Annotated in this window: 14 protein-coding genes; 9 read left to right on the forward strand and 5 right to left on the reverse strand. The window is 60.8% G+C overall.

What is annotated here, in order from left to right; genetic code table 11:
* From ORL50_RS21745 to ORL50_RS21760, 4 genes are all read left to right on the forward strand, one after another.
* Positions 1 to 1,059, forward strand: a complete 1,059-nt coding sequence (locus ORL50_RS21745; RefSeq protein WP_266017913.1) for an alpha-ketoacid dehydrogenase subunit beta — start codon at positions 1 to 3, stop codon at positions 1,057 to 1,059.
* Positions 1,060 to 2,331: a dihydrolipoamide acetyltransferase family protein gene (locus ORL50_RS21750; RefSeq protein WP_266017915.1), complete on the forward strand. Its 1,272-nt coding sequence runs from the start codon at positions 1,060 to 1,062 to the stop codon at positions 2,329 to 2,331.
* A 3-nt stretch (positions 2,332 to 2,334) separates the two neighbouring features.
* Complete coding sequence (gene lpdA, locus ORL50_RS21755; RefSeq protein ID WP_266017917.1) at positions 2,335 to 3,717, forward strand: dihydrolipoyl dehydrogenase; 1,383 nt, start codon at positions 2,335 to 2,337, stop codon at positions 3,715 to 3,717.
* 252 nt (positions 3,718 to 3,969) lie between these two features.
* Positions 3,970 to 4,989, forward strand: coding sequence for a branched-chain amino acid aminotransferase (locus tag ORL50_RS21760; protein WP_109630208.1), 1,020 nt, complete (start codon positions 3,970 to 3,972; stop codon positions 4,987 to 4,989).
* Between the two features lie 31 nt (positions 4,990 to 5,020).
* On the opposite strand, the gene ORL50_RS21765 is transcribed toward ORL50_RS21760, so the two are convergent.
* From ORL50_RS21765 to ORL50_RS21775, 3 genes are read right to left on the reverse strand one after another with little or no spacing between them, the layout of a single operon-like run.
* Positions 5,021 to 5,860 carry a TIGR03915 family putative DNA repair protein gene (locus ORL50_RS21765; RefSeq protein WP_266017921.1) on the reverse strand — a complete coding sequence of 280 codons (840 nt, stop codon included), beginning with the start codon at positions 5,858 to 5,860 and terminating at the stop codon, positions 5,021 to 5,023.
* Positions 5,857 to 7,077: a putative DNA modification/repair radical SAM protein gene (locus tag ORL50_RS21770; RefSeq protein WP_266017922.1), complete on the reverse strand. Its 1,221-nt coding sequence runs from the start codon at positions 7,075 to 7,077 to the stop codon at positions 5,857 to 5,859. The genes ORL50_RS21765 and ORL50_RS21770 overlap by 4 nt, the downstream gene beginning before the upstream one ends.
* Positions 7,078 to 7,137: 60 nt before the next feature.
* The gene (locus ORL50_RS21775; RefSeq protein ID WP_266017923.1) at positions 7,138 to 7,893 is read right to left on the reverse strand and encodes an ArsR/SmtB family transcription factor; all 756 of its coding nucleotides are present in this window, start codon (positions 7,891 to 7,893) and stop codon (positions 7,138 to 7,140) included.
* Between the two features lie 82 nt (positions 7,894 to 7,975).
* Between ORL50_RS21775 and ORL50_RS21780 the strand changes: the two genes are divergently transcribed.
* Positions 7,976 to 9,091 (forward strand): cytochrome P450, encoded by a 1,116-nt coding sequence (locus ORL50_RS21780; RefSeq protein WP_266017925.1) that lies wholly within the window; start codon positions 7,976 to 7,978, stop codon positions 9,089 to 9,091.
* Positions 9,092 to 9,201: 110 nt separating this feature from the next.
* Here ORL50_RS21780 and ORL50_RS21785 read toward each other — a convergent pair whose 3' ends face one another.
* Positions 9,202 to 9,540 carry an FKBP-type peptidyl-prolyl cis-trans isomerase gene (locus tag ORL50_RS21785; protein WP_266017927.1) on the reverse strand — a complete coding sequence of 113 codons (339 nt, stop codon included), beginning with the start codon at positions 9,538 to 9,540 and terminating at the stop codon, positions 9,202 to 9,204.
* 129 nt (positions 9,541 to 9,669) lie between these two features.
* Between ORL50_RS21785 and ORL50_RS21790 the strand changes: the two genes are divergently transcribed.
* Both ORL50_RS21790 and ORL50_RS21795 read left to right on the forward strand, forming a co-directional pair.
* Positions 9,670 to 10,728, forward strand: a complete 1,059-nt coding sequence (locus ORL50_RS21790; RefSeq protein ID WP_266017929.1) for a M4 family metallopeptidase — start codon at positions 9,670 to 9,672, stop codon at positions 10,726 to 10,728.
* A complete protein-coding gene (locus ORL50_RS21795) occupies positions 10,725 to 11,048 on the forward strand; it encodes a protealysin inhibitor emfourin (protein WP_266017931.1) in 324 nt (107 codons plus the stop codon). The genes ORL50_RS21790 and ORL50_RS21795 overlap by 4 nt, the downstream gene beginning before the upstream one ends.
* Positions 11,049 to 11,117: 69 nt before the next feature.
* Here ORL50_RS21795 and ORL50_RS21800 read toward each other — a convergent pair whose 3' ends face one another.
* Positions 11,118 to 11,426 carry an RcnB family protein gene (locus ORL50_RS21800; protein WP_266017932.1) on the reverse strand — a complete coding sequence of 103 codons (309 nt, stop codon included), beginning with the start codon at positions 11,424 to 11,426 and terminating at the stop codon, positions 11,118 to 11,120.
* 194 nt (positions 11,427 to 11,620) lie between these two features.
* Between ORL50_RS21800 and ORL50_RS21805 the strand changes: the two genes are divergently transcribed.
* Both ORL50_RS21805 and ORL50_RS21810 read left to right on the forward strand, forming a co-directional pair.
* The gene (locus tag ORL50_RS21805; protein WP_266017933.1) at positions 11,621 to 13,432 is read left to right on the forward strand and encodes a monovalent cation:proton antiporter-2 (CPA2) family protein; all 1,812 of its coding nucleotides are present in this window, start codon (positions 11,621 to 11,623) and stop codon (positions 13,430 to 13,432) included.
* 36 nt (positions 13,433 to 13,468) lie between these two features.
* The gene (locus ORL50_RS21810; RefSeq protein WP_266017934.1) at positions 13,469 to 14,569 is read left to right on the forward strand and encodes a DNA alkylation repair protein; all 1,101 of its coding nucleotides are present in this window, start codon (positions 13,469 to 13,471) and stop codon (positions 14,567 to 14,569) included.
* Positions 14,570 to 14,817 lie beyond the last annotated feature (248 nt).

Consider the following 14,817-nt stretch of genomic DNA (forward strand, 5'->3'; position numbering starts at 1 on the left):
ATGAACGATCACAACAACAATATCGAGCTGGAAACCGCCATGACCACGACCACCATGACCATGATCCAGGCCCTGCGCTCGGCCATGGATGTGATGCTTGAACGCGATGACAACGTCGTGGTCTTCGGCCAGGACGTGGGCTACTTCGGCGGCGTGTTCCGTTGCACCGAAGGCCTGCAGAACAAGTACGGCACCTCCCGGGTGTTCGATGCGCCGATTTCCGAAAGCGGCATCGTCGGCGTTGCAGTCGGCATGGGTGCCTACGGTCTGCGTCCGGTGGCCGAGATCCAGTTCGCCGATTACGTTTACCCGGCGTCGGACCAGATCATTTCCGAAGCCGCGCGCCTGCGGTATCGCTCGGCCGGCGAGTTCACCGCGCCGATGACCCTGCGCATGCCCTGCGGCGGCGGCATCTACGGTGGCCAGACCCACAGCCAAAGTATCGAAGCGATGTTCACCCAGGTCTGTGGCCTGCGTACGGTGATGCCGTCCAACCCCTACGACGCCAAGGGCCTGCTGATCGCCTCCATCGAAAACGATGACCCGGTGATCTTCCTTGAGCCAAAACGCTTGTACAACGGCCCGTTCGACGGCCATCACGACCGCCCGGTAACCCCATGGTCGAAACACCCGTCGGCGCAAGTGCCGGACGGCTACTACACCGTACCGCTGGACGTCGCCGCCATCACCCGTCCGGGCAAGGCCGTGACCATCCTGACGTACGGCACCACGGTCTATGTCTCCCAAGTGGCTGCAGAGGAAACCGGGATCGACGCTGAAGTCATCGATTTGCGCAGCCTGTGGCCGCTGGACCTGGACACCATCGTCAAGTCCGTGAAGAAGACCGGCCGCTGCGTGATCGTTCACGAAGCGACCCGCACTTGTGGGTTCGGCGCCGAACTGGTCGCCCTGGTGCAAGAGCATTGCTTCCACCACCTGGAAGCGCCGATCGAACGCGTCACCGGCTGGGACACTCCCTACCCGCACGCGCAAGAGTGGGCGTATTTCCCTGGTCCGTCCCGAGTGGGCGCGGCTTTGAAACGGGTCATGGAGGTCTGAATGGGCACGCACGTTATTAAAATGCCGGACATTGGCGAAGGCATTGCTGAAGTTGAATTGTCGGTGTGGCACGTCAAAGTCGGCGACATGGTCGTCGAAGATCAGGTGCTCGCTGATGTCATGACCGACAAGGCGATGGTCGATATTCCATCGCCAGTCCATGGCAAGGTGATTGCGCTGGGCGGACAGCCTGGCGAAGTGATGGCGGTTGGCAGCATCCTGATCAGCATTGAAGTAGAAGGCGCGGGCAACGTTAAAGAGTCGGCCCAGCCGGCACCTGTTAAAGAAGCGCCGGTTGCCGCTGCGAAACCTGAACCTGTGGTGGCAAGCCAACCGGTCGCAGCTGCAGCGCCACGGGCAGCCGTTTGCCAAGGCCCGATGGTGGCTCGCGAAGCCGACGAACGCCCGCTGGCCTCCCCGGCCGTGCGCAAGCATGCACTCGACCTCGGCATCCAGTTGCGCCTGGTGCGTGGCAGCGGTCCTGCGGGTCGCGTGCTGCACGAAGACCTCGACGCCTATCTGGCCCAAGGTCAGTCGAATGCTTCCACCGCGAATACCGCTTACGCCCAGCGTAACGACGAAGAGCAAATCCAGGTGATCGGCATGCGCCGCAAGATCGCCCAGCGCATGCAGGACGCCACGCAACGCGCCGCTCACTTCAGTTACGTCGAGGAAATCGACGTCACCGCCGTGGAGGAGCTGCGCGCGCACCTCAACGAAAAACACGGCGCAACCCGTGGCAAGCTGACTTTGCTGCCGTTCCTGGTCCGCGCCCTGGTCGTCGCCCTGCGCGACTTCCCGCAGATCAACGCCCGTTACGATGATGAAGCCCAGGTCATCACCCGCCTCGGCGCCGTCCATGTGGGCATCGCCACACAAGCCGACATCGGCTTGATGGTGCCGGTGGTGCGCCACGCCGAAGCCCGTAGCCTGTGGGGCAACGCAGCCGAAATCTCCCGTTTGGCCACCGCCGCGCGTAATGGCAAGGCCGCCCGCGATGAACTGTCCGGCTCGAGCATCACCCTGACCAGCCTCGGCGCGTTGGGCGGCATTGTCAGCACCCCGGTGCTGAACCTGCCGGAGGTGGCGATCGTCGGCGTGAACAAAATCGTCGAACGCCCGATGGTGGTCAAAGGCCAGATCGTGATTCGCAAGATGATGAACCTCTCCAGCTCCTTCGATCACCGCGTGGTCGACGGCATGGACGCGGCGCAATTCATCCAGGCCGTTCGCGGCTTGCTCGAACAACCCGCCACCCTGTTTGTGGAGTAAGAGATGGACACTTTGAATACCACGCTGCTGATTATCGGCGGCGGTCCTGGCGGTTATGTGACGGCAATCCGTGCTGGCCAGCTGGGCATCCCGACCATTCTGGTGGAAGGCCAGTCACTGGGCGGTACCTGCCTGAACATCGGCTGCATTCCGTCAAAGGCGCTGATTCACGTCGCTGAACAGTTCCACCAGACGCAGCATCACAGCCAGCATTCGGCCCTGGGCATCAGCGTGTCGGCACCGACCCTCGACATCAGCAAAAGCGTCGAGTGGAAGGACGGCATCGTTGATCGCCTGACCACCGGTGTTGCCGCACTGCTGAAGAAGAACAAGGTCCAGGTCATTCAAGGCTGGGCGAAAGTGATCGACGGCAAAACCGTTGACGTGGGCGACACGCGGATTCAGTGCGAGCACCTGGTACTGGCCACCGGTTCGAAAAGCGTCAACCTGCCGATGCTGCCGATCGGCGGGCCGATCATCTCTTCCACCGAAGCCTTGGCACCGACTTCAGTGCCCAAACGCCTGATTGTGGTGGGTGGCGGTTATATCGGCCTGGAGCTGGGGATTGCCTATCGCAAGCTCGGCGCTGAGGTGAGCGTGGTCGAGGCGCAGGAGCGCATTCTGCCCGCCTACGACGCCGAACTGACCCAACCTGTACACGAAGAACTGAAAAAGCTCGGTGTGAACCTTTACTTGAAGCACAGCGTGCAAGGCTTTGATTCTGCAAGCAATACGCTGCAAGTTATAGAACCGGGCGGCGATACCCTGAACTTGGAAACAGATCAGGTACTGGTGGCCGTCGGTCGCAAGCCGAACACCCAGGGCTGGAACCTTGAAGCGTTGAATCTGGACATGAACGGTTCGTCGATCAAGATCGACAACCGCTGCCAGACCAGCATGCGCAACGTGTACGCCATCGGCGACCTCAGTGGCGAACCTATGCTTGCACACCGAGCGATGGCCCAGGGCGAGATGGTTGCCGAGCTGATCAGCGGCAAATCCCGTGAGTTCAACCCGACCGCCATCGCTGCCGTATGCTTCACCGACCCGGAACTGGTGGTCGTCGGCAAGACTCCGGACGACGCGAAGGCGGCTGGGCTGGACTGCATCGTTTCCAGTTTCCCGTTCGCGGCGAACGGCCGGGCGATGACCCTGGAATCGAAAAGCGGCTTCGTGCGGGTGGTCGCTCGTCGGGACAATCACCTGATTGTCGGCTGGCAAGCCGTGGGTGTTGGCGTGTCGGAATTGTCGACGGCCTTCGGCCAGAGCCTGGAAATGGGCGCCCGGCTGGAAGACATCGCCGGCACCATCCACGCGCATCCGACCTTGGGCGAGGCAGTGCAAGAAGCCGCGTCGCGCGCTTTGGGGCACGCGTTGCACCTGTGATTCAAGGAAATTGATGGTGTAGGTGAAGGCCTCTTCGCGAGCAAGCCCGCTCCCACATTTGATCTGTGTCGTACACAAATCCACTGTGGGAGCGGGCTTGCTCGCGAATTCTCAGGGCGACATCATTTATCTGCCAATGATCCGATAGTCCGGGCTGCGAATTGGTCCCGGAATGAAGTATTGTTGTCCCCATCCAAAAAAACGTCAGAAGCCTTGAACCGCTTTGGCGGTTGTTCAGTGATAGAGGGTGTCATGGGTAACGAAAGCATCAATTGGGACAAGTTGGGTTTTGACTACATCAAGACAGACAAGCGCTATCTGTCGCACTGGCGTAATGGCGAGTGGGACACAGGCACCCTGACCGAAGACAACGTGCTGCACATCAGCGAAGGCTCCACTGCCCTTCACTATGGCCAGCAATGCTTCGAGGGCCTGAAGGCCTATCGTTGCAAAGATGGCTCGATCAACCTGTTCCGCCCGGACCAGAACGCCGCTCGCATGCAACGCAGCTGCGCTCGCCTGCTGATGCCGCAGGTGTCCACAGAACAGTTCGTCGAAGCCTGCAAGGAAGTGGTTCGTGCCAACGAGCGTTTCATTCCGCCGTACGGCACCGGCGGCGCGCTGTACCTGCGTCCGTTCGTGATCGGCGTGGGTGACAACATCGGCGTGCGTACCGCACCCGAGTTCATCTTCTCGATCTTCGCCATTCCGGTCGGCGCCTACTTCAAGGGCGGCCTGACCCCGCACAACTTCCTGATCTCCAGCTACGACCGCGCTGCCCCACAAGGCACCGGTGCGGCCAAGGTCGGTGGCAACTACGCCGCGAGCCTGATGCCAGGCTCCCAGGCCAAGAAAGCCCACTTCGCCGACTGCATCTACCTGGACCCGATGACCCACACCAAGATCGAGGAAGTCGGTTCGGCCAACTTCTTCGGGATCACCCACGACAACAAGTTCGTCACGCCGAACTCGCCTTCGGTATTGCCGGGCATCACCCGTCTGTCGCTGATCGAGCTGGCCAAATCGCGCCTGGGCCTGGAAGTGGTTGAAGGTGACGTGTTCATCGACAAGCTGTCGGACTTCAAGGAAGCCGGTGCCTGCGGTACTGCGGCCGTGATCACCCCGATCGGCGGCATCAGCTACAACGACCATCTGCACGTGTTCCACAGCGAAACCGAAGTTGGCCCGGTGACCCAGAAGCTCTACAAAGAGCTGACCGGGGTACAGACCGGAGACGTCGAAGCGCCTGCTGGCTGGATCGTCAAGGTTTGACCTGACACTGCGACACCCAGGCCCTCCATTGTTAACGCAATGGGGGGCTTTTTGTTGGCTGGGGTATCCGCTTGCCCTGCCGCCCCTTGATCCCGCTGGCCTGGCCATCCTGCTGTTTGCCAGTACGTGCCTGGGTAATCAGCCCTGGAATCAACGCCCCTTCCGGCAAATTCTTCCAGAACCTGGCCGGGAGATGCCCTTCCATCACCTTGGGATTTAAACGCGCCGGGTTGAAAATATGGCTGTAGTAGGTGAGCCACATGTCACCGTGAGGATCTTCGACATTCTGTGCCATTTGCTGCCATTCCACCGGGCATTGACGCAGGTAGTTCAATTGCTCGCCGTCGTAGTAAACGCCATCCCGAGGCGTCGCAATCAGCCAGCGATGTCGCCCCATGCGGCCTATGAAATGTACGCTGGCACTGTGCAGTATGTCGTGGGCGGGCTCATGCCAGGCAACGTATTCGGGGCCTACGCATCCGGGCAATTCAACGAACCGCACAAATGCGTGTAGATGATGAGATTCACGCTGTACTTGCTTGATTCTCCTCTGTAATTCACTGCCAAGCTTGTCCCCGGCCATCATCGCAGTACGATCACCATGGCTGACTCGCCACAGCACCTCATACAACAGACTCCAGCGCTGGTCGCCGCGATATCGGGCCGCTTGTTCCAGGGTGTCGAGCAGCGTGCGCGGAATGCGCGCCAGAAATGGCCCCTGGGATTCTGGCAACGTGTGATCGCTGGCGAACAGATCCTGCACGCCCTCGCTGGCCCAACCCACCAGGCTCGGATCAACCTCATGACTGAGCAGCCAGCGCGCTTGCTGGCGCCAGGTGTCGAACAGGTCGTCGCAATCGAGGTTAATCATCCCCACAAGCCCATTTGCTGGGGTTGCGGGCGGTCGCGCAATTGTTGATAGAGCAGATGACTGGTGACTTCGGCCTGTTGTGGGTGGTAATCGCTGGTGATGAAAAACGGCTTGGCCTTCGCCAGCACACAGCGCATGCGCGCCAGGTCTTCATACCGAATGCGGCGCTGGCGGCGCAGTTCGACCAGCCGCTCGGTCGTGCGCAGGCCGATCCCGGGAATGCGCGAAATCAGCGAGGCTTCGGCGCGATTGAGGTCCAGTGGAAAGATGTCGCGATTTTCCAAGGCCCAGGCGAGTTTCGGGTCGATGTCCAACGCCAGGTGACCTGGGCCCTTGAACAGTTCGCCAGCGGTGTAGCCATAACTGCGCAACAGAAAGTCGGCCTGGTACAACCGATGCTCGCGCATCAACGGCGGCGCAGCCAGGGGCACGCTTTTTGGGCTGTCAGGTATCGGGCTGAACGCCGAATAATAGACTCGGCGCAATTTGAAATTGCCGTACAGCGACTGGGCACTATGCAAAATGGTGCTGTCATCGGTGTCGTCGGCGCCCACGATCATCTGCGTGCTCTGCCCGGCCGGGGCGAATTTTGGCGCTCGCGGCTCGTTCAGTACGGTCTGCACGCCGGTGTAGATGGTCTGCATCGCCCCCTTGATCGAGCCGATGTGTTTCTCCGGCGCCAGGGTTTGCAAGCTGGCGTCAGTGGGTAGCTCGATGTTGACGCTCAAGCGGTCGGCATACCGCCCCGCTTGCTCGATCAGCGCCGGGTCGGCCTCGGGAATGGTCTTGAGGTGGATGTAGCCGCGAAATTCATGTTCTTCACGCAACAGCCGCGCCACCTGAATCAGCTGCTCCATGGTGTAATCCGCCGAGCGGATGATCCCGGAGCTCAGAAACAATCCGCTGACGCAGTTGCGGCGATAGAAATCCATGGTCAACGTGACCACTTCTTCCGGCGTGAACCGTGCCCTGGGCACGTCGCTGGAGCGACGATTGACGCAGTACTGGCAGTCATAGAGACAGAAGTTGGTCAGCAAAATCTTCAGCAGCGAGACGCAGCGCCCGTCAGGGGTATAGCTGTGACAGATGCCCATGCCATTGCTCGCACCCAGGCCACTTTTGCCCTCCGAGCTGCGCTTGGGCGCACCACTGCTGGCGCAGGACGCGTCGTACTTGGCGGCGTCGGCGAGGATGCTGAGCTTGTCGATGAGTTCCATGGGGCACGCCACTAGCTGTTTGGATATACAGTATAGAGTCGATGCCCGGGGTTCAAGTCGTTAAACGGCGTTTGGTGCGTTAGCCGACGAACGCTTGGCTTGTGAAGGTGCTGTGGGTTCGAGAGGCAGCTCAACAGCAAACCGCCGACTTATCTCCTTGCGCCCCACTGCCGTGAGCGCCAGCGCCCGACTATCCATGTCCTGAGTGACCCAGCGCCGGGCCATGGCCACTTTCAGCAAAGCTGCGCCCAATGCCCCGCCAAGATGTGGCCGACGCATGCTCCAGTCCAGGCATGGACAGGCAAAGCGCCGGCGCAGGCTGGCCAACTCTGCGACTTCGATGCCCAAGCCTTCGAAAGCTTCCTCCCCTCGCGCGCTCAACTGATAACCCTGATCAGCGGTCAGCAGCAACCACCCTGCCTCGAGCATCCGGTCATGCATCAGGACCGCCAGAGTGCCGGCCATGTGGTCGTAACAGGTGCGGGCAAATTGCAGGCGATCCGGCGTCCGCGAGCTGAAGGTCGGCGGCGCACTCTGGCCGATCACCATCAACGCTTCCAACGCCCGGGCCACGCGTGGGTCCGCGAGGCTGTAATAACGATGACGACCCTGTATGTGCAAGCGCACCAGGGCCAGCTCCTTCAATTTTGCCAGGTGCGCGCTGGCGGTGGACGCGCTGACGTCGGCAATTGCCGCCAGCTCGGTGCTGGTCCGGGCGTGGCCATCCATCAACGAACAGAGCATTTTCGTCCGGGCCGGCTCTGCGATCGCCGCCGCCACTTGAGAGACGCCGACGTCGTGCTGTTGTACGTGCATATTTCGCTCCCGGACGAATCGAGGCTGTATTGAACTGAAGATAGTAGCAACACTTCCACCCTATCAAGCAAGGCCGCGACCCATGGACCCGATCATCGCTGCAACCCACGCCGATCCCTATCCCTACTACGCACAGCTGCGCGCCGCAGGCGGACTGGCATTTCACCAGGGGCTCAACCTGTGGGTCGCCAGCAGCGCCCGCGCCGTTGCGGCGGTACTGGAACACCCCGATTGTCACGTCCGGCCAACCGATGAGCCGGTGCCCAAGGCCATTGCCGGCGGGATGGCGGGCAGCGTGTTCGGGCGCCTGATGCGGATGAACGAAGGGCCAAGGCAGCGCTGCCCCAGGTCCGCGATCGAGCCCGAGCTGGCAGCACTTGATTGCAGTGAAGTGAAGGCGTTGGTGACTGCACGCCTGATCACTCCTGACGCTGAAGGCCTGCACAATGCCATGTTCCGCGGGCCGGTGTGCGTGGTCGCAGCGCTGCTGGGATTCTCTCCCGCCCACGCTCGGATCATCAGCGAGCTGACGGCAGAGTTCGTGGCGTGTCTTTCGCCTTTGAGCGATCACGCTCAAGTGGCGGCGGCGCAACTGGCAGCCGAACAACTCAGCGGCTACATGGTTGAGCTATTGAATGATCCGGACAACAGCAGCCCCTTGCTGGCCAACATCCGCCGGCGCTTCGCTGCAATGTCGACGGACCAGACGGTGTTGATTGCCAACCTGGTTGGGCTGCTCTCTCAGACCCACGAGGCAACCGCTGGCCTCATCGGCAATACCCTGATTGCGCTGCATAGACACCCGGCGCTGCCACGGGATGCAGCGAACATCAACGATTGGATTGCCGAAACCCTGCGCTTCGATCCACCCGTGCAGAACACTCGCCGGTTTGTCGCAGCGGCCTGCGAGATCGAGGGCGTGCGGCTTGCGGCGGGGGATGTGATTTTGGTGGTGTTGGCTGCAGCGAATCGGGATCCGATGTTAAATAACGAGCCTGAGCAGTTCTTGCTTGATCGTGCGAACCGTCAGAGTTTCAGGTTTGGTGCGGGTAGGCATCACTGTCCTGGGCAGGGGTTGGCGTTGGATATTTGCACAGCCACCTTGCAGGCACTGCTTGCCACGGGAATTGAGGTGGGGGGATTGAAGTGGGTGTACCGGCGGTCGTTGAATGGGCGGGTTCCGGCATTCAGTTTTTGAAGAACAGAATCAAAAGATCGCAGCCTCGTTTCTCTTGGCAGCTCCTACAGGAAGGCGGGGCCGCGCCGGGTTAGGCGGGCCTCGATCGGCGATTCACTGCTGAGTGCGTTTTAATCGTCCCTGGTCAACACTTCCAACAACTCAATCTCGAAAATCAGATTCGAATTCGGCGTAATTGCACCCATGGTCCGCTCGCCGTAACCCAGATGCGCCGGCACCAGCAATTTGCGCTTGCCGCCAACCCGCATCCCGATGATGCCTTGGTCCCAGCCTTTGATGACGCGCCCAGTGCCGATCACACACTGGAACGGCTTACCGCGGTTGTAGGAAGAGTCGAATTCGCTACCGTCTTCCAGCCAGCCACGGTATTGAGTGGTGATCAGGGCGCCCTTGACGGCAGCCTTGCCCTCCCCCGGCTGCAGGTCGATGATCTGTAATTCGTCGTTCATGAATCTTGCTCGGTTGGCTGTTAATCAGGGCGTTTTCGCAGAATTCGCCGCTGTTGGCAATCCATGGAACCGAAACAGCCCCGCCCGTTCACATGAGTATCGACTTCGTACTCAGGAAAGGACGCTCTGATGACCGACTCACCGCGCAGTTTCATTCCGCCCTACATCCTCAACCGCATCATTGCCCACGGCTCCGAGCGCCAGCGTTCGAGTGCCCAGGCGACGCTGACTCACGTTCGGACATTGCGCCATACGCCCCTCCCACCAAATCGGCCTCCTGCGACCACCCTGCTGCCACCGTCCACTCAGCCCGGCGTGGTCCAGCGCAGCGTTCATGACGCCCAGGGCAAAATGCTCCTGCCAGGAATGCCGGTGCGCGTCGAAGGTCAGGCGGCGACGGGTGATCCGGCGGTCGACGAAGCCTATGATGCCTTGGGCGCCAGCTATGATTTCTTCTGGAAAGTCCACGCTCGCGATTCGATCGACAATCAGGGATTTGCCCTGATTGGCAGTGTGCATTACGGGCAGGATTACGAAAATGCGTTCTGGAACGGTGCGCAGATGGTGTTCGGCGACGGCGATGGCGAAATATTCGAGCGCTTCACCCGCTCCCTGGATGTCATCGGCCACGAACTGACCCATGGCGTGATCGAAAGTGAGGCCGGGCTGATTTACGCCAATCAATCCGGGGCGCTGAATGAGTCGATATCGGACGTATTCGGCGTGCTGATCAAGCAACGGGTACTGAACCAGACTGCCGAGGAAGCCGACTGGCTGATCGGCGCCGACCTGCTGGCGCCGCAGATCAAAGGTGATGGTTTGCGCTCCATGGCCCACCCCGGCACCGCGTACGATGACCCGCTGCTGGGTAAGGACCCACAACCGGACCACATGCGTGATTTTGTCGTCACCGAGCAAGACAATGGCGGCGTGCATATCAATTCCGGCATTCCCAACCGGGCGTTTTATCTCGCGGCCAAGGCATTGGGCGGGTTCGCCTGGCAGAAAGCCGGCCATATCTGGTACGACACGTTGTGCGACCCGCGCCTGGGCACGCAGGCGTCGTTCAGCGAATTTGCTGCGCTGACCATTGAGCAGGCGCTGAAGCGCTTTGGCGCGGATGAACAGCTCGCAGTGATGCAGGCCTGGTCTGACGTCGGTGTGGAAACGAATCGGGAGCCATCATGAAAACCCTGCCAACCCTGGGTGCCGATGCAGTCATCCATCTGTCCCGCCAGGGCGGCGTCGCGGCCATCCACGCCCTGACGCGCCCGCGCAGTATCGAATTCGCGCAGTGCGATATCGAACAGCGTTCGCGCATCTGCGACGTGCTGCAAGGCTGCCTGCCCTACGCCGAACAGCCGAGCGGCCGGGGCGATCAGCGCTTTTATGAAATCGAAGTGCACTATCGCACCGGCGAGCAGGATGATCGGATGGTGATGAAGGTGCCAGAGGACCAGGCGCCAGGTGATCTGGTGCATTTGTGGGACAAGGGTGAAGTTCTGTGAACGCTATGAAAATCTACTGCAGGAGCGCCGGCTCCCACAGCAACCAGGGTGTCGCGCAAGCGCGCTGGCCTACTTTTCCACCGGGGTAATATCCACGATCGTGCCGTTGGTAATCATCACCATCATGTACTTGTCATGCACCTGCACCCACTGGGCTTGCTCCACCGGGGCTTTCAGACCTTTAGCTTTCCAGTTTTTCAGGGCTTTTTCAGGACGCTGATAGATATCCGGGGCGCGGTCATTGACGTTCAGCTCGCGAGTATTGGTGGCACTTGGCTGCACGGTTTTTTCAGGTGAGTCAGCCGCTTGAACGATGGGACTGATACCGGCAACGCCAGCGGCAATGGCCAGGGCGGCGATGAGGGATTTGCTGTTCATGGTTGATTCTCCAGAAATGTCGTAATACCTGAACTCCGACTGCGCGCAGAGAAAATCATTCATTCAGGGCGCGATGATTCCTTGGCGTGGGCAAAGATGCTCCATTCATACAATCATGCCCGCCCGTGGCTGACGCATCCCGTTACAGGCTTTATCCTTGTCGCCCCCCGCCGTACCGAGTCCTGGAGTAAGCCATGCCCCATGAAGGCAACCTGTTGCAAGCCGCCGTCGTCTTTCTGTTAGCGGCGGTGCTCACCGTGCCGCTGGCCAAGCGCCTGCAACTGGGGGCGGTGCTGGGTTATCTGTTTGCCGGGGTGATCATCGGTCCGTCGGTGCTCGGCCTGATCGACAATCCGCAGAGCGTCAGCCATATTTCCGAACTCGGGGTGGTGTTGCTGCTGTTCATCATTGGCCTGGAGTTGTCACCACGACGGCTGTGGGTGATGCGCAAATCGGTATTTGGCGTGGGCCTGGCACAGGTGCTGCTGACCGGCTCGGTGATTGGCGTGACAGCCTGGTTCATGTTCGGTCAGCCGCTGAACAGTGCCATCGTGCTGGGCCTCGGCCTTGCCCTCTCCTCCACCGCGTTTGGCCTGCAGAGCCTCGCCGAGCGCAAGGAGCTGACCAGCCCCCATGGCCGACTGGCCTTTGCGATCCTGCTGTTCCAGGACATCGCGGCGATCCCGCTGATCGCCATGGTGCCACTGCTGGCGGGCGGTGATCACACCTCCACTGCCAGCGAGGATATCAATCACGGGTTGCAGGTGCTGGGCAGTATCGCCGTGGTGGTGATCGGCGGGCGCTACCTGTTGCGTCCGGTATTCCGCGCAGTGGCCCGGACCGGTCTGCCTGAAGTGTCCACCGCCACCGCGTTGCTGGTGGTGATCGGCACTGCGTGGCTGATGGACCTGGTGGGAGTGTCCATGGCCCTTGGAGCATTCCTCGCCGGCCTGCTGTTGGCAGACTCCGAGTATCGCCACGAACTGGAAGCGCAAATCGAGCCGTTCAAGGGTTTGCTATTGGGCCTGTTTTTCATCAGCGTGGGCATGGGCGCCAACCTCAGCCTGCTACTCAGTGCGCCGATCACGGTACTGGGCCTGACCCTGCTGCTGATCGCCATCAAGTTGCCCCTGCTGTTTGTGGTCGGACAGTTGGCGGGTGGCCTGGGCAAGGTCAGTGCGATTCGCCTGGGGATCGTGCTGGCGGCCGGCGGTGAGTTCGCCTTTGTCGTGTTCAAGATTGGTCGCGACCAGGGCCTGTTCGAGCCGCGCCTGTACGACCTGCTGGTATTGACCATCACCCTGTCCATGGCCGTGACTCCCCTGCTGTTGCTGGTGTGCGCACGCCTGGTGAGCCCGAAAGTGCAGCCGGTGGTGGTACCGGAGCAGTTTCGGGAAATCGACACCGACACCCCGCGAGTGGTGATCGCCGGCATGGGCCGCATGGGGCAGATCGTCGCGCGGATCCTGCGCGCGCAGAACATCAAGTTCGTTGCTCTGGATACTTCAGTGGAAACCATCGAATTGTCCCGCAGCTTTGGCGGAGTGCCGGTGTTCTACGGCGATCCGATGCGTCCGGAAATCCTCAGCGCCGCCAAGGTGGAACAGGCGGAATACTTTGTGATTGCCACCGATGACCCGGACGCCAACATCAAGACGGCCGAGTTGGTGCACAAGCTTTACCCACACATCAAGATCATCGCCCGCGCTCGTAACCGCCAGCACGTGCATCGGTTGGTCGACCTGGGCGCCGAGGCGATTCGTGAGACCTACTATTCGAGCCTGGAAATGAGCCGTCGTACGCTGGTAGGGTTGGGCCTGACCCAAGCCCAGGCCGATGCGCGGATCAAGCGCTTCAAGCATCACGACGAGCAGGTCCTGGAAGCCCAGCATGCGATCTATGACGATGCCGCCAAGGTGCTGCAGACGGCGCAGGAAGCTCGGGCGGAACTGGCCAAGTTGTTCGAATCGGATCAGTTGGAAGAGGAGAAGCTGGGTAAGGTTTGAGCTGTTTGGTCAATGACGAACTCAAAGGAATCCACCATGGCTGCTGATCAACCCGCCCCTGCCCTCAAGGAAATCTTCAACGCCGAGCGCCTCCAGCATATCGCTGACGAGATGCGCGCGGTGTACCCCGAGTTCAGGGCCAAGGCTTTCCTGAAAATGGCCAACGAAGGCCTCGACGGATTGTCCATCATGCAGCGCATGGCCCGAGTCAGTGAATGCCTGCATGCGGTGCTGCCACTGGGCTACGAGGAATCCCTGGTTGTCCTGCGCGCGCTGGCGCCTCGCCTGAACAGTGGTTTCGTCAGCATTTCCCTGCCGCATTATGTTGCGAGCTATGGCGGCCACGCGTTCGAAGAGTCGATGGCCGCGCTCAAGTACTTCACCGCCTTTGGATCGTCGGAGTTTGCGATCCGGCATTTCCTGCGCAGCGATTTCGAGCGCACCCTGGCGGTGATGCACCAGTGGTCACTGGATGAAAACGAACACGTAAGGCGCCTGGCGAGCGAAGGCAGCCGGCCGCGGTTGCCGTGGTCGTTCCGCCTGGAACGGATGCAGGCAGACCCGAGCCTGGCCGCGACGATTCTCGACAACCTCAAGGCCGACGACAGCCTTTACGTGCGCAAGTCCGTGGCCAACCATCTGAACGACATCACCAAGGAACAGCCCGAGTGGGTGCTGGACCTGATCGAAACCTGGTCGCTGGACAACCGCCATACCGCATGGATCGCCAGGCACGCCCTGCGCAGCCTGATCAAGCAAGGCAATCGGCGGGCACTGGCAATCATCGGCGCGGGGGGCAAGGCCGAGGTCGAGATCACTCAGGTTCGGGTCGAGCCGGCAGTGATCGGGCTCGGCGAGAAGATCACCCTGTCGTTTGCCGTGCAGTCAACGGTCGAACACAGCCAGCGACTGGTGATCGATTACGCGATCGACTACGTCAAGGCCAATGGCAGCACTTCGGCGAAGGTGTTCAAGCTCAAGGCGCTGACCCTGCCCGGCAAGGCCTGCGAACGAATTGCGCGTAGCCAGCAGATCAAGGAACTCACCACCCGCCGGCATTACGCGGGCAAGCATGCGGTGCACGTGATGGTGAACGGCGAACGGATGGCCACAACGGCCTTCGAAATCCTCCCGTAAACCCACAAAATCCCTGCCGCACCCAATCCTTGTAGCAGCTGGCGAAGCCTGCGTTGGGGTGCGAAGCGGCCCCAGGGTTTCAATGCCGAAATACAGTCGTGTGTAATAGCGCCTGCTGCGCAGGCGGACGCAGCCTTCGGCAGCTGCTACAAGGTCGGCGCGGATTTTTGTAGCAGCTGGCGAAGCCTGCGTTAGGGCGCGCAGCGGCCCCAAGGTATCCAAGGCAGAAATCCAATCGTCCGGAATAG

This window comes from Pseudomonas sp. RIT-562, from assembly GCF_026241895.1.
Taxonomy (GTDB): domain Bacteria; phylum Pseudomonadota; class Gammaproteobacteria; order Pseudomonadales; family Pseudomonadaceae; genus Aquipseudomonas; species Aquipseudomonas mandelii_F.

Excerpts from the sequence above, each read along its gene's own strand:
- lpdA (WP_266017917.1), top strand. The coding sequence starts at position 2,335 with ATGGACACTTTGAATACCACGCTGCTGATTATCGGCGGCGGTCCTGGC.
- ORL50_RS21780 (WP_266017925.1), top strand. The coding sequence starts at position 7,976 with ATGGACCCGATCATCGCTGCAACCCACGCCGATCCCTATCCCTACTAC.
- ORL50_RS21810 (WP_266017934.1), top strand. The coding sequence starts at position 13,469 with ATGGCTGCTGATCAACCCGCCCCTGCCCTCAAGGAAATCTTCAACGCC.
- ORL50_RS21775 (WP_266017923.1), bottom strand. The coding sequence starts at position 7,893 with ATGCACGTACAACAGCACGACGTCGGCGTCTCTCAAGTGGCGGCGGCG.
- ORL50_RS21785 (WP_266017927.1), bottom strand. The coding sequence starts at position 9,540 with ATGAACGACGAATTACAGATCATCGACCTGCAGCCGGGGGAGGGCAAG.
- ORL50_RS21760 (WP_109630208.1), top strand. The coding sequence starts at position 3,970 with ATGGGTAACGAAAGCATCAATTGGGACAAGTTGGGTTTTGACTACATC.
- ORL50_RS21765 (WP_266017921.1), bottom strand. The coding sequence starts at position 5,860 with ATGATTAACCTCGATTGCGACGACCTGTTCGACACCTGGCGCCAGCAA.
- ORL50_RS21750 (WP_266017915.1), top strand. The coding sequence starts at position 1,060 with ATGGGCACGCACGTTATTAAAATGCCGGACATTGGCGAAGGCATTGCT.
- ORL50_RS21790 (WP_266017929.1), top strand. The coding sequence starts at position 9,670 with ATGACCGACTCACCGCGCAGTTTCATTCCGCCCTACATCCTCAACCGC.
- ORL50_RS21800 (WP_266017932.1), bottom strand. The coding sequence starts at position 11,426 with ATGAACAGCAAATCCCTCATCGCCGCCCTGGCCATTGCCGCTGGCGTT.
- ORL50_RS21805 (WP_266017933.1), top strand. The coding sequence starts at position 11,621 with ATGCCCCATGAAGGCAACCTGTTGCAAGCCGCCGTCGTCTTTCTGTTA.
- ORL50_RS21745 (WP_266017913.1), top strand. The coding sequence starts at position 1 with ATGAACGATCACAACAACAATATCGAGCTGGAAACCGCCATGACCACG.
- ORL50_RS21770 (WP_266017922.1), bottom strand. The coding sequence starts at position 7,077 with ATGGAACTCATCGACAAGCTCAGCATCCTCGCCGACGCCGCCAAGTAC.
- ORL50_RS21795 (WP_266017931.1), top strand. The coding sequence starts at position 10,725 with ATGAAAACCCTGCCAACCCTGGGTGCCGATGCAGTCATCCATCTGTCC.